A 20,549-nucleotide genomic window follows, 5' to 3' on the forward strand; every position below is an offset into this window, starting at 1 on the left:
TGGGTAATGAATACTTGTGCCCCGTATGCACGTTCATTCATTCTGCTTACATCCTAATTCAGCCGGGAGGAATCTAATTTGCCAGAGCTAACATCCACGTACGTCGATTCACTTGCACCCAATGCTGCTGCAATCAAGAACGGCCAAGGGCTGGTCCGCAAGAAGAGCTTTGTGGAGCTCCATCAGTCGGAGAACGGAGAGCTATTGTTCGGAAAATGTGCCGGGAGCGGCAAAACGCCCTATGAGTGTTCGGTGGACTTCATCGCAGCAGACAGCCCGGTCTTCCGCTGCACCTGTCCCAGCCGCCAGTTCCCCTGCAAGCACGCGCTAGGTCTGCTCTATGCCTATACCGAAGGCCAGACGTTCACGCCTGCCCCGGTTCCCGAAGACATCGCATCGAAGCGCGAGAAGGCCGAGAAGCGGGAAGAGAACAAGGTGAAGCAGGCGGCAGAAGGAGCAGACCCCAAGCCGAAGAAGATCAACAAATCCGCGCTGAAGAAAAAAATCAACGCACAGCTCGAAGGGCTTGATCTGCTGGAGAAGCTGGTGCTCTCCTTTGTACGCAGCGGCCTGTCCACGATTGACAAGTCTGCGGCCAAGACAGTTCAGGGGCATGTGAAGCAGCTCGGGAACTATTATCTGTCCGGGGCCCAGATTGAGCTGCGCCGCTTCGCAAATCTGATGTTCAGCGGCAAGGATCAGGAGCAGAACTATACATATGCGGTGGAGCAGCTGACACGGCTACACGCATTTATCAAGAAGGGCAGGGCGTATCTCCAGGCCCGGAGCGAGGACCCGGAGCTGGCGCTCGATCACGAATCCACTATTGATGAATGGCTGGGCCATGCCTGGCAGCTTAGCGAGCTGAAGGAATACGGGCTGGTGAAGGAGGGGGCGGAGCTGCTGCAGTTGTCCTTCTACAGCTACAACGATGCGGCCCGTCAGGAGTTCGTAGACCTTGGCTTTTGGCTGGACCTCTCTGCGGAAGGCGGAGAGATTCGCCGGACATTTAACTACCGCCCATACAAAGCGGCGAAGCTGATGCGCGAGGAAGACAGCTTCTTCGATATTGCCGTAGTTCCTCAATTGTACACCTATCCTGGGGACATGAATGCCCGGATCAGGTACGAGTCCATGTCTCCAAGACCCGTGCAAGCTACAGATCTTGAGCGGACGGCCGCCAAGGCTCACCGTTCTTATGTTGAAGTGTTCAAGAAGGTGAAGAACCAGATCAAGAATCCGCTGAGCGACAAGCAGCCGGTCATGCTGCTGCATGCCGCAGCTCTGGGCGTTACAGAGAACGGCCAGTATGTTATGACCGACGGGGAAGGAACAAGGCTGCTCCTGGAGGATCTTCCATCGGTCCCGCAGGGCACGGTGGAACTGCTGCCGTTCCTTCCGGCCGGCGCCCGCGAGGACTGCGCGGTTCTGGTCATGTTCGAGCATGACCTGGACCAGGGACGTCTGCGCGCCCAGCCGCTAAGTGTCATTAAGGACGAAGAGATCACTCGTCTGCTGTTCTAGAGTACTTCACCTATCCACTATCCACATACTTTATTCATATGGGAGGACAATCCATGAGCACAGCGTTATTACAGGAGCTGCATCAGGAATTCAGAAGACTGTATATTGCCGGGAGCGAGCTGGCGGCAGGGGATTTTCGCTTGAAGCGGCTGCTTCCGCAATTTCAGCAACTCGGCGAGCGGTCACCGGTGTTCAAGAAGTTAGGCGAGGGAATCGCTGCGTTGCTTGAACCGGGCAGCCCTGACGGACCTGCACCGGGCGTTCAATTGCAGGAGCATACCCTGCTGCTGGAGTCCGTGCTGTACACCCAGGGAACGACAGCCGTGGAGGGAACTCCCGGACCCTTGCCGGTACGTAATTTCACGCTGCGCACGAATCAGCCATACCGGAAGCTTGCGCCTGTGCTGGAAGCGCTCACCACTACCGGAAGCGGCAGGTATGAGACCGTGCTGGATGCTTATAAGGAAGGGGTCTTTCAGGATCTGCGTCTGCTGCCGCTGGCAATCTCTGCGTTGAATGACCCTTATTCGGAGCTGGCTGAATACGCAATGAACCATATTCTCCCCTCCTATGGGCCGGAGATTGCCGGATACCTGCTGGAGAGCTTCAACCCGGAAGGGGGGCGGAGCGAGGTCCGCAAGCTGGAGGTGATCCGCAAGGTCGGCGCTGACGAATATCTGGATAAGATCTTCCAGGCCGCCGGAAATGGCAGTGAGGAGATCCGGGCTGCGGCTATTCAATGCCTCGGCGGCTATGAGCAATACCTGGATCATCTGCTGGAGTGGTCCACCGACAAGAAGAAAGCCATCCGTGAAGCAGCCTATACAGCGTTGGCGGCAGGCGGTTCGGAGCAGGGCGTAGAACGGCTGGTGGAAGCGTTCATCAAGAAGAAGGACCGCGAGATGCTGGGCAGAGTGCTGGCAGGCGGGCATTCTGCAGAGGTAAGTGCCAGACTGGCGGCATTATTCATGGAGGAGCTGCAGGCCGCGCCGCAGACGAATGCCGACAAGAAGCTGACGGAAAAGGTGTGGGATGAGCTTCTTCCCTACATGACCGCGCTTCGCCACGTGCGCAGCCCGCAGCTGGATGAAATCTACAGCTATATCCTTCAGGAGTATGCCCGTTTCTCCCCGCTGGGCTGGATTCCGCTCATTGACCACGCGGCCTGGTATAAAGAGCGGACATCGGATGGAGCAGCGCTGGCTGAGCTTGAAGAGCTGGATAAGCGGAGCGCGCGGTTCCTGCCGAATTATTTCCGTGTCGCCCAGCAGTCCTTGAGCCCGAAAGAGCTGTACAACCGGTTCGGCGGAAGCTTTATGGATAAATTGAAAGCATTGGTGGGCAAAGAGGCCAAGGATGCGGCTCAGCGCTCGCAATTGCTGATTGATACGATTGAGGAACAGGTGGTGGATATCCGCCGGAGGAATTACGAGGTGGAGTGGGATGCTTCAGGAGTCAGACAGCCGTACAGCAGGGAGTTGCTGTCTGCCGAAGAGATTGCGGCAGACTGGGACCCCCGCTGGCTGGACTGGTTCATCAAGCAGGACGCGGTGAATTTGGCCAGTGCCTTTGCCCGGCCGGGTCATCGGGGTGTACAGGACTACCTGCTTGGCAAGCTGCAGGAGCCGTATAAACGCCGCACTTATGATTATATTCCTAATCTCTTCAAAGGCCTTGAAAGGGCGGGAGTGCCGGAGCCGGAGCGCCTGGAACTGCTGATGACCGCCTTGGAGAATAAGAATGTCCATACGCCTTATACGTTTGAGTTCTATGTATTTAAACTGATGGAGCGCTTCCCTGCCAGCTATGCGGACCGGCTGGAAGCGGTCATTCCTAAATATAGATATGAATGTAAGCAGCAGCTGGAATATGTGCTGAACAGCCTGCGGAGTGCCAGCTAATACCTGATGAGTCTGGACTTATCTTTTCACAAAAACGTTGTATCTAAGGAGAGGTGTACATGTCAACCGAACAAGATCAGCTTCAGGATTACATGCGTCTGCCGGCCGAAATCCTATACCAGGAGGAGCTGGAGGCTCTGCGCAGGGAGGACACTGGACGTATTCCTGCCGGCTGGCAGATGTCACCGCGCTCCGTCCTGACCTTCATCGCTGGCGGCAAGGCGGGCAAGACCGTAATTACCCCGAAATATATCGGGAACACCCGGCTGATCGAGATGGCGGTTGCCACGCTGGTTACCGACCGGGCGCTGCTTCTGATCGGGGAGCCGGGCACGGCGAAATCCTGGCTATCCGAGAATCTGGCGGCGGCGATCTACGGCAACTCAGGCATGGTTGTGCAAGGGACGGCGGGAACAAGCGAAGAGCATGTGCGCTATTCCTGGAACTATGCCATGCTCCTGGCGAACGGTCCAACGCCGGAGGCGCTGGTCAAGAGCCCGATTATGCGGGCGATGGAGGACGGCGGTATTGCCCGGTTTGAAGAAATCTCCCGCTGTGCCTCTGAGGTGCAGGATGCGCTGATTTCGATTCTGTCGGAGAAGACGATCTCCGTGCCGGAGCTCGGCAAGGAGACCAGTGCCCGCAAAGGCTTCTCGATTATTGCCACCGCTAATACCCGGGACCGTGGAGTCAATGAGATGTCCGCAGCCCTGAAGCGGCGGTTCAATATCATTGTGCTGCCTGCACCGTCGGATCTGGAGACGGAGCTGTCTATCGTGAAGAAGCGTGTCGCTGAGATTGCCTCCTCGTATGAGCTTCAGGCTGCCGTTCCGGCGGATGAAGCGCTGCTGAAGGTGGTTACGATCTTCCGCGAGCTGCGCAGCGGCATGACCCTCGACAAGAAGGAGAAGGTCAAGACTCCAGCCGGTGTGATCTCGACCGCAGAAGCGATCTCGCTGCTGACGAACAGCATGGCACTGGCGGCCAGCTTCGGCAGCGGAGAACTGACCGATCGGGATCTGGCAGCGGGACTCCAAGGGGCGATCGTTAAGGATGACGACAAGGATAAGCTGGTCTGGAAGGAATATCTGGATAATGTAATGAAGAAAAAAGGAGTGGACTGGCGCGGACTCTATCAAGCCTGCAAGGAGATGAACGAGTGAGCAGGGCAGCGGTTGCCGGCGTTCATGTCTTCGGGGTCCGGCATCTGTCTCCGGGCGGTGCCAGGCATGTCCTGGAATACTTGAACGAGCTGCAGCCGACCGCCGTTCTGATTGAGGGGCCAAGTGATGCAAGCGGAGAGATCCGTCATTTAACCCATGCGGTTACGAAGCCTCCGGTGGCTATTCTGGCCTTCACCGAGGATCTGCCCGTGCGGACGGTACTCTGGCCGTTCGCTGTGTATTCCCCGGAATATCAGGGGATGAAATGGGCACAGGAGCATGGAGCGGAGGCAGAGTTCATCGATCTGCCTTCCTCTGTAACCCTTGGGCTACAGGATGCGTTGCGGCAGGATGCCGGCGGCCGCCCGGAGCTGCAGCCTGTGGCTGACGAGCAGGGGGAGCCGGCAGAAGAGGAGATCCACGAGCCGGAGTCGGTATACAGCCGGATTGCCCGGCTTGCCGGTGAGCATGACTATGATATGTACTGGGAGCGTAATTACGAGCATAACGCCAGCAGCGGTGCCTACCGCGCCGCGATACTGGCCTTCTCTGCCCAGATGCGTGAGCTGTCGGAGGCCGCGGAGCGCGCAGAGCAGCCGCGGGAATATGCGTATAACGCGTTGCGCGAGTCTTATATGCGGCGGCGGATTCAGCTCAAGATTGACGAAGGACATCTGCCGGAGAAAATTGTCGTGATCTGCGGTGCATACCATGCCGCTGCGCTAGCCGATCCCTCGGAGGGGATGAGCGATGCGGAGCTGGCGTTACTGCCTACACGCTCTACCAAGCTGACGCTGATGCCTTATTCCTACTATAAGCTCTCCACCATGTCAGGCTACGGCGCGGGCAACGCGGCTCCGCACTACTTCCAGATGATGTGGGAGCTGATGGCCTCCGGCCGTTCTGAGGGGCTGCCCCATCTCTACCTGTCCTCTGTAGCCCGGCAGGTACGCGGCGCAGGGACACACCGCTCCACGGCCGAAGTGATCGAAGCGGTGCGGCTGGCAGAGTCGCTGGCCGCACTGCACGGCGGAAGCGCTCCTACGCTCCGTGATCTGCGCGATGCGGCGCAGACCTTGCTCGGTCACGGCGATCTGGCCGTTATCGCCGATTCGCTGGCCCGGATCGATGTCGGTACGAACATCGGAAGGCTGGCCGATGGCGTCAGCCAGACGCCGATTCAGGATGACTTAAACCGGCTGCTGAAGCGCTACAAGCTGGAGAAATACAGATCGACTGTAGCCAGCGACCTGGCGCTGGATCTGCGCGAGAACCGCCGGGTGTCAAGCAGCGAAGCGGCTTATCTTGATCTGCACCGCTCTGTGTTGTTCCACCGGCTGGAACTGCTCGGCATCCACTTCGCCCGCAATGTGCCAAGCGGCCAGTCCGGGGCGACCTGGGCGGAGCACTGGATACTCCAGTGGGCCCCGGAGGTGGAGATTGAGATCGTGGAGTCCACCCTGCTGGGGGAGACTATTGAGGTGGCGGCAGCCTACGTGCTACGCGAGAAGCTGCTGGAATGCGGTTCGATCACCGGGGCATCCGCGCTGATCGTCACCGCTTGCGAATGCGCCATGACCACGCAGATGGAGGAGAGCAGCCGCGTGCTGCAGCGGCTTGCGGTAGACAGCCGCGATGTCGTTTCGATTGCTACGGCCGCCAGAGAGCTGGCCAAGATCATCGGCTATGGCGACATCCGCAAGGTGGATACGGCCCCGTTCATACCGCTGCTGGAGGAGTTGTTCCGCCGGGGCTGCCTGTTCCTGCTAGATGCCAGCGGCTGCAATGATGAAGCGGCGGCGCTGATGATCGGCGCGATGAATGACCTGAACAACATCTCGCTGGAGCATAGCGAGATTGCAGATACCGCTCTGTGGCTGCAGGAGCTGCTACAGCTGGCACAGCGGGATGACCGCAACCCGCGGCTGTCGGGCTTCGCCTGTGCGATCCTGATGGAGCGTGGAGCCATCCCTGCCGGGGAGGTTGCGGCGGAGGTGTCGCGCCGCTTGTCTCCAGGGATACCGGCGGACCTCGGGGCAGGCTGGTTCGAAGGGCTGTCCATGCGTAACCGTTATGGACTGCTGTCGCGGATGAGCCTGTGGGAACAGTTAAATGATTATATCAACGCCTTGGAGGATGAGGAATTCAAGCGTGCTCTGGTCTTCCTGCGCCGGGCGTTCAGTACCTTCTCCCCGCGTGAGAAGATGATGATCGCCGAGCTGCTGGGCGAGCTGTGGGGCGTGAACACAGAGCAGGCTGCCGAGATTCTGACAGGAGAACTGAAGGAGGAGGAAGCCAAAATGCTGGATGATCTGAATGATTTTGACTTCGGGGATCTGTAGATGGGTGATGAAGAGCTGAAGCATGATGACCAGAACAGCGCCCTTACACGCTGGCGGCTGATTCTGGGGCAGGAAGCGGAAGCGGCTTTGCCCGGATACGGCCAAGGGAGCGGCCGGACGCTAAGTGAGGAAGAGCTGATTATGGATGCAGCGCTGGCTGCTATCTATAATGAGACAGGCGCAGGCAAGGCAGACGGGGGTGCCGCTGCCGGATCGAAGGGCAGAGGTGCAGGCTCGGGACATGCCGCGATTAACCTGTCCAAGTGGCTCGGGGATGTGCGTAATTTCTTCCCGGAGGATGTGGTCTCGGTCATTCAGACCGATGCGATGGAGCGCAAAGGCTGGAAGCAGCTGCTCTTCGAGCCGGAGCTGTTGGCGGCGGTGAAACCGGATATCCAGCTGGTCGGTACATTGCTGGCACTCAAGGGCAAAATCCCGGAGAAAACCAAAGATACCGCAAGAATGCTCGTCCAGGCGCTTGTGGATGAGCTGGTCAAGCTGCTGGAGACCGATATCCGCCGTGCGGTTACCGGAGCGCTTAACAAGCGGCAGCATTCTCCGCTGCCTTCACTCAGCGGGCTGGACTGGAAACGGACGATCGAGCGTAATCTGAAGCACTACGATGCGGAGCGGCGGATGATTATCCCTGAGCGCTTCTTCTATTTCGACCGGGCCCGCCGCAGCAAGGAATGGACGGTCATTGTGGATATTGATCAGAGCGGCTCGATGGCCAGCTCTGTGATCTGGGCGTCGGTGATCGGCTCGATCTTCGCCAGTATCCCGGCGCTGGACACGCGTGTCGTTGCTTTTGACACCGAGGTGGTAGACTTGACGGAGCAATGTGCGAATGATCCTGTTGACATGCTCTTCGGCATCCAGCTCGGAGGCGGCACGGATATCCATAAGTCGGTGAAGTATTGCGAGCAGTTCATCGAAGAGCCGAAGAAGACATTGTTCATTATCGTATCGGACCTGTATGAGAACGGCAATCAGGCCGGGCTGGTCCGGCGGATGCGCGAGCTGCGGGAATCTGGAGTGCGGACCATGACGCTCTTGGCCCTCTCCGATGAAGGTAAGCCTTCCTATGATGAACGGCTGGCCGCCCAGCTCGCCCGTGATGGAACGCCTTGCTTCGCCTGTACTCCGGCACTGCTGCCTGTCCTGGTGGAGGGGGCGCTGAAGGGCCAGGAGCTGGGTGAGCTGGCGAAGCGGCTCGGGATGACACGGTAATTTTATGAGAAGAGGAAACACTTACTTTAGAATCACATATTGTGTAACATGCCGCTATCCTTTATAATCGGTTATTAAAAAGCACCTTTCGCTAGGCGCTGCTTGAAAGGAAATGAATTTCATTATGTCGAGGAAGCTCAGAGCGGGTATTGTTGGCGGTACCGGTATGGTCGGCCAGCGTTTCATTGCACTTTTGGAGAATCATCCATGGTTTCAGGTAACAGCGATTGCGGCGAGCGTGAATTCAGCCGGCAAGTCCTATGAGGAGTCTGTTCAAGGCAGATGGAAGCTGTCCACTCCTATGCCCGAAGCCGTCAAAGGCATCATGGTTCAAGACGCCTCCAAGGTGGAGGAAGTGGCTGCGGATGTGGATCTGATCTTCTGCGCCGTAGATATGAAGAAGGAAGAGATCAAGGCGCTGGAAGAGGCTTATGCGCGTACCGGAACTCCGGTGATTTCCAACAACTCGGCACACCGCTGGACACCGGATGTTCCGATGGTGATTCCCGAGATCAACCCGGAGCATCTGGAGGTCATCGCCCAGCAGCGCAAGCGTCTGGGGACAGAGACCGGCTTCATCGCCGTGAAACCTAACTGTTCCATTCAGAGTTATATGCCTACCCTGAATGCGCTTCATGAGTTCAAGCCCTCCAAGGTGGTTGTAACCACTTATCAGGCGATTTCAGGTGCAGGTAAGACCTTTACGGACTGGCCGGATATGGTGGATAACGTGATTCCTTACATCGGCGGAGAAGAAGAGAAGAGCGAGCAGGAGCCGCTGCGGATCTGGGGTAAGGTAACCAGTGAGGGGATTGTCCCAAGCACGCAGCCGGTAATCACCACACAGTGTATTCGTGTGCCTGTTGCTGACGGCCATATGGCGGCTGTCTTTGCCTCCTTTGAACAAAAGCCTTCCCGTGAAGAGATTCTGGAACGGTGGAACAGCTTCCAAGGGCGTCCGCAGCAGCTCGGTCTGCCGAGCGCGCCTAAGCAGTTCATCACGTATTTTGAGGAAGAGAACCGTCCGCAGACCCGTCTGGACCGTGACATTGAGAACGGCATGGGCATCTCCGCAGGACGTCTGCGCGAGGATTCACTGTACGATTACAAATTCGTCAGCCTGTCCCACAACACGGTAAGAGGCGCTGCCGGCGGTGCGGTATTGATCGCTGAATTGCTTAAGGCCGAAGGATACATTCAGCCCAAATAAGCATCTCTATGCTCTTGGATGGATACCCGTTACGCAGCCTGCCGGAGGCTCTCCGCGCAGGCTGTTTGCAGTTGGACCTGACAATCCGCCCGAAATAATGGTAAGATAGAGTAATGTACGACGAAAACTGAATATTGACGGAGTGATATTGTGGCAAAAAGTAAAGGCGGCGGCACAGGCAGAGGAACAGGCAGCAAGGGCTGGACCCGTTGGAATAAGACGGCAAAACCCGTGAAGCCGGCCAAAAGCGGCCCTCCCGGAACCCCAGGCACCAAAGGGGCCAAACCAGTCAAGCCAGCTAAGAGCGGCAGCGGCAGCAGCAGCAACAAAACCGGAGGCGCTAAATAAGCGGACATCTGCCCATTGATAATTACCAAATATAAGGGTTATAGGTTGGAGCAACATCTGATTTGTATGTGAATCAGGTGTTCTTTCATATGTAGGACCTGAAAGCGGGCACTTCATGAGAATTAATAAATATATCAGTGAGACCGGTGTCTATCCGCGCAGAGAGACGAACCGGCTGATTGCCGACGGAAGGATCACGATTAACGGGAAGGTCTGTGCGCCTGGAGCAAGTGTGGAGCCTGGAGATGCGGTGGCTGTAGACGGAATTACTGTGACTCCAGACCGGGAGGAGCGGGTCTATCTGGCGCTGAACAAGCCGGTAGGCATTACCTGTACTGCCGCCCGGCACGTGATAGGGAATATAGTAGATTATATCAACTATCCCTCCCGGATTTTTGCTGTCGGCAGACTGGATAAGCACTCGGAAGGGCTGATTCTCCTGACCAATGACGGGTCGATTGTCAACCGGATGATGCGGTCTGAGCATAGTCATGAGAAGGAGTACCGGGTGAGCGTGGACAAGCCGGTCACGGAAGACTTTTTGGCGGAGATGTCAGCGGGTGTAGATATTCTGGAGACCCGGACCAAGCCATGCCTCACCCGGCGGATCTCGGACAAGGAGTTCATGATTATTCTGACCCAGGGGCTGAATCTCCAGATCCGCCGGATGTGCAAGGCGCTGGGCTACCGTGTGCTCCGCCTGGAGCGGGTACGGATTATGCACATCACGCTCAGCGGTCTTCCGCAAGGGCAGTGGAGACGGCTAACGGAGGAAGAACTGGTGGAGCTCCACGCACAACTGGATGGTTAACCGCAATTCACATACTAAGGTACAGGCTTCCGAAGCGGGCTCTGCGATGGGCATATAGGAAGTCTTGCTGCCACGACACGACATTTAGGAGGATCACATGCGGATTATAAGCTTATTAATAGCCTTAGCAATCATAGCGGGTTGCTCAAGAACAGGGGATGGCGGATCAGCAGATCCGTCCGCAGCGCCAGCCGCTTCCCCGGCAGCGGATCTCTCAGCAGTACCTGGAGGGCATCAGGAGGAAGACGCGGCTGCTGCAGCGCTCGCGGAAGTGTCCCCTGAAATAGCGGATGAGTACTCGGGCTTCGTACATATGGATGCGGTGCAGTTGAACGGGCAGATTTTTAAGGTATATTACTGGAACAAGGGAGAGTTCAGCTATACACAGTTCGCCATCGTCAAGGAGGGCAAAATGGTCTTTGACAGCAAGAAGGCCGGGCTTACCCTGGAAGGCGGCGACATTTGGAATGAGGAGGAGCAGCTCTGGGCCGAAGCGATTGTGCAGAACAACCGGAATACCTTCTTGTTCAGTCTGATGGACAACCGTCCTGCGTACGCGTCTATTGTAGTCGAAGAGATTGACGGAACGATGCAGGTAACGGTTAACGATCTGTTCAGCGTGAATTATGAGGATGTGGATCAGGACGGGAGCGAGGATCTGCTGGCCAGTCCTTATCCGGGGCAATCCCCTCTAGGTCCGGCGCTTATGGGCATCTACCAGCTGGAAGGGACGAATTATGTGCCGGATAAGCTGCTAACCAAGCGATATGCGGTCGATCAGCTTCAGCTCAGTGAGCAGGAGTATAAAAACAATCCGTCCGAGCAGACGTTAGAGCAGCTGCTGAATGCCTACCTGATTCTCGGGCGGCGCAGTGTCGCACTGACGCGGTTCGAAGAGTTCCATGAGTGGGCCGGACAGCTTGCCGGTGACGGCGGCTATGTGGACGAATACCAACGGCTGCTGCGCAGCACGGAGACGGCAGAACAAATCAGCGGCTGGATGGACAAGCTGAAGCCGCTGCGTACAACGCGATAAGCCGGAGTGATCGCGGACAAGAAGAGAAGGGATTCTCAGGGCAGGTGATGCTGCTCCGGGAATCCCTTTTTATATGCGACCGCGCCTATTGACTTATGAACCTTCCCGCTGAAACTGCTTGTTGTACAAATCCCGGTATACGCCATTCTCTGCCAGCAGGGAGGCGTGCTGCCCCGACTCTACAATCCTGCCGTCCTGAACAACCAGAATATTGTCGGCTGCCATGATCGTAGAAAGACGGTGGGCGATAACCATGCTGGTCTTGCCCCGCAGCAGTTCATGCATGGCTTGCTGGATGTAATATTCCGATACCGTGTCCAGCGACGAGGTGGCCTCGTCCATGATGATGATGGGCGGATTCTTGAGCAGCACGCGCGCGATGGACATCCGCTGCTTTTCACCGCCGGACAGCTTAATGCCCCGGTTGCCGACGACCGTATTGTAGCCCTCAGGCAGCTTCAGAATGAAATCATGAATATAAGCGGCTTCGCAGGCGGCCGTCAGCTCGGCTTCCGTGGCTTCGGCGTTAGCATAGAGCAGATTCTCGCGGATCGTCCCGTTGAACAGGTACGTGTCCTGGGTGACGAGGCCAATCTGCGAGCGAAGCGAATGCAGCGTGAACTCACGGATGTCCTTACCGCCGATACGGATCACGCCTGAATCCAGCTCATAAAGCCGGGGAATCAGGTTGGTGATAGTGGTTTTGCCTGCTCCGCTGGGTCCGACCAGGGCTGTGAGTGATCCGGCGGCTGCCGTGAAGGAGATCCCGCTTAGTGCAGGCTTGTCCGGGGCGTAGGCGAAATTCACCTGCTCGAAGACGATATCTTGTCCCTCTACGCGGCTTGAAAGAGCCAGCGTAGCATCCACAATCAGCGGGTCCATATCGAAGTAGTCAAAAATCCGTTCAAACAGCGCCACTGAACGGTTCACATCCACATAGAGATTGGTCATCTGCATAACCGGAATATACAATCTGCTCAGCAGTGCCACAAAGGTGATAATCGCTCCGATGCTCAGCTCTCCCTGGATGAATAAATAGCCTCCGTACAGATAAATCAGCATCGGCCCGATACTGGTGAAGGTGGTAAGGACCAGCATAAACCAGCGGCCGGCCATCGATTCGCGGATTTGCAGCCGTGTCGCCTGGGCATTTACGGTCCGGAAACTTGCCAGCGCGCTGTCCTCTCTGGTGAACAGCTTCATAAGCATGTACCCGCTGAGGCTGAGCGTCTCCTCAATGATCTGATTCTGCTCCGAGATCTTCTCCTGTGTCTCTTTGGCCAGCTTCCAGCGGACATTGCCCATTTTGCGGGTCGGCACGATGAATAAGGGGATGACCAGGAGGCCTAGCAGTGCAAGTTTCCAGTTCATGATGAACAAGGTTGCTGCCGTGGAGATCAGAATGAACAGATTGCTGGCACAATTGACGATCGTGCTGTTGAAGACACCCTGAATTCCGGCAATGTCACTGGTCATCCGGGTGATGACCTCGCCTTGCTTGACGCCTGAGTAGAACTGCAGCGGCATGCTCTGCAGATGGCGGTACATCTGGTTTTTCATATCATGGACAATATTCTGGGAGATAAAAGAGTTCAAATAATTCTGCAGCACGCCCAGCAGTCCTGACACAACCGTTGTAGCCAGTGAGGCGGCAACAAGCAGGAAGAGCAGCTGCAGATTCTTGTCCGGGAGCGCCCGGTCAATGATCTGCTGAATCAGGAGGGGAGGGAGCAGCCCCAGCACTGCGGATATGCACAGCACGGACATCACCAGCAGCGTCTGCTTCCAGTACGGCACGAAATATTTGACGATGCGTAATAGCAGCGCTTTGGATATCTCCGGCTTCGCCTCCTCCTCATCGAACTTTAATTTGCCAGGCCCGAAGCCTCCTCCGGGTCCCATGCCTCTGAAGCCTCTTGACAAAAGGGTCACCAGCTTTGCTCAAATTTTAGGGATACTATATATGTAAAAATAATCCTGAAACATGTCTGTCATGGGCATTATACGCCTGGATTTTACGGATGTAAATGCTAAACTGGATAGGCTGGCATGAACCGGAGAACGCGATTGCTGCCTTAAGCTTGGGAGGAGAGAAGCAGAATGATTATTGTTGCACAGGGATATGAAAATAAAGGGCTCCGCTACACGGTGAGATCCGCCTCACCGCAAGATGCCCTGCAGTTGTCCGCGCTGAGGCTGAAGATCGACGGGGAGACGGAGAATTTAGACCGGGTTCAGGGGGAAGGATTCATCGGCCCGGAGGGCTTCCGGTCGCTTATAGCGGCGGATACGGCCAGCGGCACGAACCTGTTCCTGGTTGCCGAGATTCAGGACAGGCTGGCGGGCTTCGCCAGATGTGAAGGAAGTCCGCTCCGCAGACTGGCCCATCAGGCCGAATTCGGAGTCGGAGTGCTGCAGGAGTTCTGGGGATACGGCATCGGCCGGAGCCTGCTGGAGCAGTCTATTGCCTGGGCGGATGCCATCAGCCTGGAGAAGCTGAGCTTGAAGGTTCTGGAGAGGAATGACAAGGCGATCCGGCTCTATGAGAGCCTGGGCTTCGAGGTCGAGGGTGTCCTGCGCAGAGATAAGCGGCTGGCAGACGGACAATTCTATTCTACTATTGTTATGGGCAGATTACGCGGGGATAGCGCAGAAGATTAATGATCTCGGATCTCGGCGGACAAAGGCCGAATGTATGCGGAAAACCGAACACAATTGGACTGGGCGCGCCGCGTAGGACGAATGTAATCGAAAAACCGAACACACTTGGACTGGGCGCGCCACGTAGGCCGAATGTAATCGGAAAACCGAACACAATGGGACTGGGCGCGCCATGTCAGCCGAATGTAATCGAAAAACCGAATACAATTGGACTGGACGCGCCACGTAGGCCGAATGTAATCGGAAAACCGAACACAATCGAAAGAGACTCCCAATGCTGCTCATGGTAAACGCTATATGTCACCAGAAAACGGGCGGATGGACAAGTCGGGTATGGTCTATGCGTGGCATGAGGCACCAGCATTGCTCCACCAACATCGTTCCACCCGCAGCGTGCCTGGTTTGAAATTATGAAGAAGGAGCAGTGACGAGCTGCGCGAATCTCCGCGCAGTCTCGCGTATATCCTCAGCTCCGGCAATGGCCGAGATGATGGAGAGACCATCTGCACCCGCCCGGATGACTGGCGGGGCATTCTCCAGGGTGATGCCGCCGATTCCCACTACGGGAATGCTCAGGCCGCTTCGTCTTAGCTCTTCAATGACAGTAGTTCCCCGGACGGCCTGGGCATCATCCTTGGACGTAGTAGGATAGACAGGTCCGACTCCGAGATAATCGGCTCCATCCGCGATGGCCTGCCGGGCTTCCGTCAGATTATGCGCGGAGACTCCGATGATCTTATGCTCACCAAGTCGCTGACGGATCAAGCGGGCCGGAAGATCATCCTGGCCGACATGTATCCCGTCCGCATCAAGCGCGGCAGCAAGCTCCAGATCATCATTTACGATGAACTTGATGCCGCTATTCCGGCAGATTTCCCTGAGCTGCCCTCCAAGCTGGAGCAGTGCGGCGCCTTTGAGCGCAGAGAGACCTTTTTCCCGGAACTGGAACAGAGTGATACCCCCATCGGTAGCAGCGGTTAAAGTATCCTCCGGCGAGAGGCGGCAGTTCACACTGCCCATAATGAAGTACAGCTTCAGCAGTCTGCGCATGTCCTCGCTATCTATCCGTGTCATAGCAGTATCCCCCTTGATCTCATCCGGTTCCCATAAGCAAAATGATTCGTCGGTCCCTGCCCGGCCCCGATGTTCAGACTATCCTCAATTGCCGCTTGAATGAAGGCCTTGGCGGTAAGGACGGCTTCAGGCATGGAATGGCCCAGCGCAAGACCTGCCGTCACCGCAGCCGAGAAGGTACAGCCGGTTCCGTGAGTATGCTTCGTCGCAATCCGCGGGCTGGACATATACTGGAATTCCCGTCCGTCATAGAGCAGATCTACCGCCTCATCTCCTGAGGAGTCATGTCCGCCTTTCAAGATAATGTACTCGGGTCCCATCTGATGAAGCAGTCTTGCCGCCTGTTCCCGGTCTTCCCGGCCCTCAATCTTCATACCTGTCAGCATCTCTGCTTCAGGAAGATTGGGGGTGATGGCAAGTGAGAGAGGAAGCAGGCTTGTAATCAACGCCTGTACTGCCTCTTGGAGCAACAGCTGTGAGCCGCCCTTGGCGACCATGACCGGATCGATCACCAGCTTCTGCTGCCAGCCGTACTGCTGCACTTTACTGGCCACCACGCGGATAATGTCACTGCTGAACAACATACCGGTCTTAATGGCATCCGGCGGCAGATCACTGCCGATCGAATCCAGCTGGGCTGCAACGGTCTCCGGCTCCATCGGATAGACTCCCTGGACACCAAGTGTGTTCTGGGCGGTGAGTGCAGTAAGTGCAGACATGCCGTACACTCCCAGCTCCTGAAAAGTCTTCAAATCCGCCTGAATCCCGGCCCCGCCGCCGCTGTCGGAGCCGGCAATGGTCAACGCTTTGCGTATGCTAGTCATCTTGTTCTCTCCTTTGGGATGTGCCATTTAGGCTTCGAGCAGCTTCAGCCTTGAACGGCTGCTGTATTGCTCCGGGGTCACCAGCGACAATTGATTCAGGAACAAGGTCTGGAAGCTGCCGGGACCTTGGGCTTCAGCCGCTTCAGCAGCAAGCTCTGCTGCCATACCGTAGAAAGAGAGGGCTTCAGCAGCAGCCTCAAGTACCTCCCCGCCGCTTACGGCGAGAAATGCGCCCACCACAGCACTGAGCAGGCAGCCGGTTCCGGTCACCCGGGTCAGGATGGAGTGGCCGTTGCTGGCGATATAAGTGCGTTTGCCGTCTGTAATGATGTCTTCCCTGCCGGTGATAATCACGACACAGTTCAGCTTCAGTGCCGCCTTATTGGCTAGAGCGACTACATCGCCTTCGCCTGCTCCGGCATCTACGCCTTTGCTGGCCCAGCTCTCCCCGGCCACATTGGCAACCTCGGCCACATTGCCGCGCAGCGCAGTAAGCTGAAGCTCACTGAGCAGCTTGGCCGTAACGTCCGTGCGGTAGGCGGTAGCCCCGGCTCCAACGGGATCAAGCACGAGCGGCACATGGTGGAGGTTCGCAGCCTTCCCGGCCTCGATCATGGAAGCGATGGCGGCTTCATTAAGTGTGCCGATGTTCAGCACAACCGCTCCCGACATGGCGGCGACATCCGCTACTTCTTCGATGGCATCGGCCATGAACGGCGAGGCTCCCAGAGCCAGCAGCCCGTTCGCTGTGAAGTTAGCGACTACGATATTCGTGATATTATGCACCAGCGGGTTCGCTTGGCGTACTTTGGACAGATAAGACATATGAATTCCTCCTGTAGGTATAATTTAAAAATTAATAAAAGCATTCTTAACATCCACTTTCGCAGCCAGCAGGCCGTTCTTGCTCAGCCACTGGTTCACCTTCTCCCATGAAGCGCTGTCCTGATAGCCGAAGGGCTGGGAACCGGCATCCATCAGAGGCAGCAGGATCTCCAGACTGCGCTGTTCAATCGCTTCATCCAGCGGTGCGGTGTCCTCCTGATGAGCAAGCAGCAGCTTCAGCGCTTCATCCGGGTGACCGGTTACATACTGCTGGCCTTGTCGTATGGCTTCCACGAATTTGTGATAAAAGCCCTGTGAATCCTGCAGTCCCTGCTCACTGGCGACCAGCACCAGCTCATAATAATCCGGGACCCCGTAATCCACGGGATTGAAGGAGCGCACCGGATGATCTTGCTGCTCCAGAATCAGCTGCTCATGGTTAATGAACCCGCCCATAATGCCATCCACCCGTCCGGTGGAGAGAGCAGGGATCAGCTCATAGCCGACATCCACCAGCTTGAGGGAGGATGGGTCCCCGCCGTCGCTCTTGACCATCGTGTTCAGCATGGCTTCATATAACGGGACGGAGGAATACCCGGCCTGCTTGCCAGACAGCTCTCCCGGGCGGTTAATGCCGCTGTCTGCGGCTACCATGAGATGATTCAGCGGGTGGCGCACCAGCGCAGCGATCGACTTGACCGGAATCTGCTCCCCCCGTGCCATCAATACCTGCGGCTGATAACTGAGTGCGAGATCCACCTTCCCCGCAGCAACAAGCTTCAGCGCATCATTGGTATCGGCCGGCATCTGAATCTCAACCTCCAGACCTTCCTCAGCAAAATAACCTTCAGCCTGTGCCGCATACAAAAAGGAGTGGACTGCATTGGGATACCAGTCGAGCATAATCGTCAGCTTTTGGGCGGCACTCTTAGTCCCAGCCTCAGAGGTTGCGGTAGTACCAGCCGGGGAGCCGGAGGCCGCCGGACTATTCGTATTGGTGCAGCCTGCCAGGATAGGCAGCATACAGAGTAGCAGAGCGGACAGCAGCATGGCTGGTCTTGAAATTGCATGATGCAGATAACGGGTATAGCGGATAGTAGTCATGAATAACGTCCTCTTTTCTTCAGAATAATCTTCTCCAGCGCGGCGACTGCCAGAAACAGCAGAATACCGAGTACGGATAACAAGACAACAGCGGCGAACATCTTGGCGCTCTGCAGATTCCCGGCCATTCTACGGCTGAAATAGCCCAGCCCCTGGCTGCCCCCAAGCCATTCCCCGATCGTTGCACCAATCACACAGTACACAGCCGACAGCTTCAGTCCGGAGAAAAAAGAGGGCAAAGCCAGCGGAACGCCCACCTTTCCGAGAATCTGCCAGCGGTTCGCGCCGTACGTCAGCAGCAGGTCCCGGTAGGCATCCGTGTTTTTGGACAACCCGTCATAGGTACCAATGACTACCGGGAAGAAAGCAGTCAGGAAGACAACGGCGACCTTGCTCCATAGGGTGTAGCCGAACCACATGATGAACAGGGGAGAGAGGGCGATCAGCGGAACCGTCTGGCTGATAATCAGCAGCGGGTACAGCGCCTTGGCCAGCGGACTGAACAGGTGCATGGCGATTCCCAGCAGACTGCCGCAGACCACAGATAGTGCGAAGCCTGTGAGTACTTCAAGCAGGGTAGCAGGCAAATGCACCCCGAATAACAAGCGGCGTTCCTCCAGCAAGGCCTTGCAGATGGCGGACGGAGCCGGAAGGATGAAGGGAGGAACCAGGCCCAGCCGTGCTACAGTCTCCCAGACCGCAAGCGTCAGCAGGGCGAGCAGGGCCGCCGGACCGTAATGCTGGAGCAATCTTCTAGGAGCGGCGGTTCTCATATAGCTTCAGCTCCAATTCCTGGCGCAGGGCGGCGAACTGCGGTTGATAGTTCAGACTGTGATGGCGCGGACGGGGGAGACCGGCTGAGAATTCCTGCATCCCGCTGCCCTCTCTGCCAGTCATTAGATAGATTCTGTCACTGAGCAGGAGCGCCTCCTCCAGATCATGGGTGATGAACAGCACCGTCTTGTCCAGCTCCGCCCATAACTCCAGCAGCCAACGCTGCAGCGAGCGCTTCGTAATGGCATCGAGCGCCCCGAACGGCTCATCGAGCAGCAGCAGGTCATTCCCGGCCGCCACGGTGCGGAGGACCGCCACGCGCTGGCGCATCCCGCCGGACAGCTCCTGCGGATAAGCCCCTTCAGTTCCGTCAAGGCCGAAACGGTGCAGCAGGGTGCGGATCTCGGCAATAGCGGCTGCTTTGGGACGGCTGCGCTTAAGCTCCCAGGGCAGCAGACAATTGTCCAATACGGTGCGCCAAGGCAGGAGGAGATCCTGCTGCGGCATGTAGGCCACACTGCCCAGCCTCTTCGCTGCTGTAGCGGACTCGGCTCCGTTCAGCGTAATCCTGCCGCTGCCCGGCTCCAGCAGACCGGCGATGATTTTGAACAAAGTGCTTTTGCCGCATCCGCTCCCGCCTACAATAGAAATGAATTCGCCGCGCTGCACAGTCATGGATAGCCCTGAGAATACGGGGGTCCGGGACGAACCGGTCCCGAAGGCATAGGACAGATTGCTAATGTTGATCATAAGACTATGTACGAGCCTCCTCGGATTGAAATACATACTGCGCGGAGCACAAAAAAGCCCCATTCATTCCCGGAGGCAATGAATGGGGCGGAAGGTACAGTCAGCTGCGGCCCTGTGACGGGTACCACTGTTACATTCTGCTCCACTTCCCTCCGCTGGTATGATCCAGATCAGGTTCAAAGGGTCCGAAGCTTAAGCTCCGTCTCAGTCGGCCGACTCCCCTAGTGAATAATGTTGCTATTGAATTCGTAATTGCTACTTAATATACCACAAATCTCCCTCTTGTAAAGAGCAGGCGGTCAGCGCTTAGCCAGACCGGTCACGAACAAAGTGACGATGCCCCTGGAGATGTCCAGCTTGGAGGCGTGGTGCCGCTTCTGCTCATACAGGTACAGATCGGGACTGAGGACAGAGATTAAGGCTGTGGCCGCAAAGGCCGGATCGATGTCAATCAGCTCACCGCCCGCCGCGGCGCGCTGCAGCAGCTCTGTCATCATCACCCCCAGCCGCTGGAAAAAAGGATGCTCAAACTGAGTCAGCTGCTTCTTGCCGGTGAACTCGGCTTTGATCATATTCAGCAGCTCGGCATACTGCTCAATGAAATCGGCAATCTGCTCAATGCTGCTCTGCAGCTGAGCAAGAGCCGGGGCTTCACCGGCACTGGCAGCGACCTGCTGCTCCAGCCCGGACAGGAATTGATCTGCGCTGCCCTTCAGCAGTGCAGAACAGATCTCACCCTTGTCCGTGAAACGGCGGTACAGGGAGCCTTGCCCTATGCCTGCCCGCTTGGCAATGCTGTACATGCTGACCGCCTCAAGTCCGCTCTCGGTGAACAACTGGCGGGCAGCTTCAAGAATCCGCTGTACATAAGGATCGGCGGACTCGGGCGGAGCGGAGGCTATGGGTTGCGGAGCTGACGGCGGGAACCGTGCAGCATCGGTGTCTGGCTTTTTCATGAGAACCCCTTTCAGA

At 56.8% G+C, this 20,549-nt stretch carries 18 protein-coding genes and 1 riboswitch; of the genes, 10 read left to right on the top strand and 8 right to left on the bottom strand.

Annotation, left to right across the window (positions count from 1 at the left end):
• Window positions 1-78 precede the first annotated feature (78 nt).
• The 9 genes from ACFSX3_RS11115 to ACFSX3_RS11155 all read left to right on the top strand — a co-directional run bounded on the left by ACFSX3_RS11115 (window position 79) and on the right by ACFSX3_RS11155 (window position 11,565).
• Complete coding sequence (locus ACFSX3_RS11115; protein ID WP_209985683.1) at window positions 79-1,524, top strand: SWIM zinc finger family protein; 1,446 nt, start codon at window positions 79-81, stop codon at window positions 1,522-1,524.
• 53 nt (window positions 1,525-1,577) lie between these two features.
• Complete coding sequence (locus ACFSX3_RS11120) at window positions 1,578-3,425, top strand: HEAT repeat domain-containing protein (protein WP_209985686.1); 1,848 nt, start codon at window positions 1,578-1,580, stop codon at window positions 3,423-3,425.
• Window positions 3,426-3,484: 59 nt separating this feature from the next.
• Window positions 3,485-4,588, top strand: coding sequence for an AAA family ATPase (locus ACFSX3_RS11125; RefSeq protein ID WP_209985689.1), 1,104 nt, complete (start codon window positions 3,485-3,487; stop codon window positions 4,586-4,588).
• Window positions 4,585-6,930 carry a DUF5682 family protein gene (locus ACFSX3_RS11130; RefSeq protein ID WP_209985692.1) on the top strand — a complete coding sequence of 782 codons (2,346 nt, stop codon included), beginning with the start codon at window positions 4,585-4,587 and terminating at the stop codon, window positions 6,928-6,930. The genes ACFSX3_RS11125 and ACFSX3_RS11130 overlap by 4 nt, the downstream gene beginning before the upstream one ends.
• The gene (locus ACFSX3_RS11135; protein ID WP_209985695.1) at window positions 6,931-8,160 is read left to right on the top strand and encodes a VWA domain-containing protein; all 1,230 of its coding nucleotides are present in this window, start codon (window positions 6,931-6,933) and stop codon (window positions 8,158-8,160) included.
• Window positions 8,161-8,284: 124 nt separating this feature from the next.
• On the top strand, window positions 8,285-9,370 hold the full coding sequence (gene asd / locus ACFSX3_RS11140; protein WP_209985698.1) for an aspartate-semialdehyde dehydrogenase: 1,086 nt from the start codon (window positions 8,285-8,287) through the stop codon (window positions 9,368-9,370).
• Between the two features lie 147 nt (window positions 9,371-9,517).
• Window positions 9,518-9,718: a DUF3934 family protein gene (locus tag ACFSX3_RS11145; RefSeq protein ID WP_209986386.1), complete on the top strand. Its 201-nt coding sequence runs from the start codon at window positions 9,518-9,520 to the stop codon at window positions 9,716-9,718.
• A 115-nt stretch (window positions 9,719-9,833) separates the two neighbouring features.
• Window positions 9,834-10,529 carry a pseudouridine synthase gene (locus tag ACFSX3_RS11150; RefSeq protein ID WP_209985700.1) on the top strand — a complete coding sequence of 232 codons (696 nt, stop codon included), beginning with the start codon at window positions 9,834-9,836 and terminating at the stop codon, window positions 10,527-10,529.
• Between the two features lie 97 nt (window positions 10,530-10,626).
• A complete protein-coding gene (locus ACFSX3_RS11155; RefSeq protein ID WP_209985703.1) occupies window positions 10,627-11,565 on the top strand; it encodes a hypothetical protein in 939 nt (312 codons plus the stop codon).
• Between the two features lie 93 nt (window positions 11,566-11,658).
• Here ACFSX3_RS11155 and ACFSX3_RS11160 read toward each other — a convergent pair whose 3' ends face one another.
• Window positions 11,659-13,467, bottom strand: a complete 1,809-nt coding sequence (locus ACFSX3_RS11160) for an ABC transporter ATP-binding protein (RefSeq protein ID WP_209985705.1) — start codon at window positions 13,465-13,467, stop codon at window positions 11,659-11,661.
• Between the two features lie 198 nt (window positions 13,468-13,665).
• Between ACFSX3_RS11160 and ACFSX3_RS11165 the strand changes: the two genes are divergently transcribed.
• Window positions 13,666-14,226: a GNAT family N-acetyltransferase gene (locus ACFSX3_RS11165; protein ID WP_209985707.1), complete on the top strand. Its 561-nt coding sequence runs from the start codon at window positions 13,666-13,668 to the stop codon at window positions 14,224-14,226.
• A gap of 408 nt (window positions 14,227-14,634) precedes the next feature.
• Here ACFSX3_RS11165 and thiE read toward each other — a convergent pair whose 3' ends face one another.
• The 7 genes from thiE to ACFSX3_RS11200 all read right to left on the bottom strand — a co-directional run bounded on the left by thiE (window position 14,635) and on the right by ACFSX3_RS11200 (window position 20,533).
• Window positions 14,635-15,300, bottom strand: coding sequence for a thiamine phosphate synthase (gene thiE / locus ACFSX3_RS11170; RefSeq protein WP_209985711.1), 666 nt, complete (start codon window positions 15,298-15,300; stop codon window positions 14,635-14,637).
• Window positions 15,297-16,124, bottom strand: a complete 828-nt coding sequence (gene thiD, locus ACFSX3_RS11175; protein WP_209985714.1) for a bifunctional hydroxymethylpyrimidine kinase/phosphomethylpyrimidine kinase — start codon at window positions 16,122-16,124, stop codon at window positions 15,297-15,299. Before thiD ends, thiE begins: the two co-directional genes overlap by 4 nt.
• Window positions 16,125-16,151: 27 nt before the next feature.
• The gene (thiM, locus tag ACFSX3_RS11180; protein ID WP_379258798.1) at window positions 16,152-16,955 is read right to left on the bottom strand and encodes a hydroxyethylthiazole kinase; all 804 of its coding nucleotides are present in this window, start codon (window positions 16,953-16,955) and stop codon (window positions 16,152-16,154) included.
• An 18-nt stretch (window positions 16,956-16,973) separates the two neighbouring features.
• Complete coding sequence (locus ACFSX3_RS11185) at window positions 16,974-18,053, bottom strand: ABC transporter substrate-binding protein (RefSeq protein ID WP_379256672.1); 1,080 nt, start codon at window positions 18,051-18,053, stop codon at window positions 16,974-16,976.
• Complete coding sequence (locus ACFSX3_RS11190) at window positions 18,050-18,826, bottom strand: ABC transporter permease (RefSeq protein WP_209985721.1); 777 nt, start codon at window positions 18,824-18,826, stop codon at window positions 18,050-18,052. Before ACFSX3_RS11190 ends, ACFSX3_RS11185 begins: the two co-directional genes overlap by 4 nt.
• On the bottom strand, window positions 18,807-19,577 hold the full coding sequence (locus tag ACFSX3_RS11195) for an ABC transporter ATP-binding protein (RefSeq protein ID WP_209985724.1): 771 nt from the start codon (window positions 19,575-19,577) through the stop codon (window positions 18,807-18,809). Before ACFSX3_RS11195 ends, ACFSX3_RS11190 begins: the two co-directional genes overlap by 20 nt.
• 130 nt (window positions 19,578-19,707) lie before the next feature.
• Window positions 19,708-19,810, bottom strand: a riboswitch (TPP riboswitch).
• Between the two features lie 66 nt (window positions 19,811-19,876).
• Window positions 19,877-20,533, bottom strand: coding sequence for a TetR/AcrR family transcriptional regulator (locus tag ACFSX3_RS11200; protein ID WP_209985727.1), 657 nt, complete (start codon window positions 20,531-20,533; stop codon window positions 19,877-19,879).
• Window positions 20,534-20,549: the final 16 nt, after the last annotated feature.

It is taken from the genome of Paenibacillus rhizoplanae (assembly GCF_042684125.1).
Lineage (GTDB): Bacteria > Bacillota > Bacilli > Paenibacillales > Paenibacillaceae > Paenibacillus_AQ > Paenibacillus_AQ rhizoplanae.

What these genes read in the sequence shown, in the direction of transcription:
- ACFSX3_RS11120 (WP_209985686.1), top strand. Translation starts at nt 1,578, where the DNA reads ATGAGCACAGCGTTATTACAGGAGCTGCATCAGGAATTCAGAAGACTG.
- ACFSX3_RS11150 (WP_209985700.1), top strand. Translation starts at nt 9,834, where the DNA reads ATGAGAATTAATAAATATATCAGTGAGACCGGTGTCTATCCGCGCAGA.
- ACFSX3_RS11135 (WP_209985695.1), top strand. Translation starts at nt 6,931, where the DNA reads ATGGGTGATGAAGAGCTGAAGCATGATGACCAGAACAGCGCCCTTACA.
- ACFSX3_RS11155 (WP_209985703.1), top strand. Translation starts at nt 10,627, where the DNA reads ATGCGGATTATAAGCTTATTAATAGCCTTAGCAATCATAGCGGGTTGC.
- ACFSX3_RS11200 (WP_209985727.1), bottom strand. Translation starts at nt 20,533, where the DNA reads ATGAAAAAGCCAGACACCGATGCTGCACGGTTCCCGCCGTCAGCTCCG.
- ACFSX3_RS11125 (WP_209985689.1), top strand. Translation starts at nt 3,485, where the DNA reads ATGTCAACCGAACAAGATCAGCTTCAGGATTACATGCGTCTGCCGGCC.
- ACFSX3_RS11195 (WP_209985724.1), bottom strand. Translation starts at nt 19,577, where the DNA reads ATGATCAACATTAGCAATCTGTCCTATGCCTTCGGGACCGGTTCGTCC.
- ACFSX3_RS11185 (WP_379256672.1), bottom strand. Translation starts at nt 18,053, where the DNA reads ATGACTACTATCCGCTATACCCGTTATCTGCATCATGCAATTTCAAGA.
- thiE (WP_209985711.1), bottom strand. Translation starts at nt 15,300, where the DNA reads ATGACACGGATAGATAGCGAGGACATGCGCAGACTGCTGAAGCTGTAC.
- ACFSX3_RS11160 (WP_209985705.1), bottom strand. Translation starts at nt 13,467, where the DNA reads ATGGGACCCGGAGGAGGCTTCGGGCCTGGCAAATTAAAGTTCGATGAG.
- ACFSX3_RS11190 (WP_209985721.1), bottom strand. Translation starts at nt 18,826, where the DNA reads ATGAGAACCGCCGCTCCTAGAAGATTGCTCCAGCATTACGGTCCGGCG.
- asd (WP_209985698.1), top strand. Translation starts at nt 8,285, where the DNA reads ATGTCGAGGAAGCTCAGAGCGGGTATTGTTGGCGGTACCGGTATGGTC.
- ACFSX3_RS11165 (WP_209985707.1), top strand. Translation starts at nt 13,666, where the DNA reads ATGATTATTGTTGCACAGGGATATGAAAATAAAGGGCTCCGCTACACG.
- thiD (WP_209985714.1), bottom strand. Translation starts at nt 16,124, where the DNA reads ATGACTAGCATACGCAAAGCGTTGACCATTGCCGGCTCCGACAGCGGC.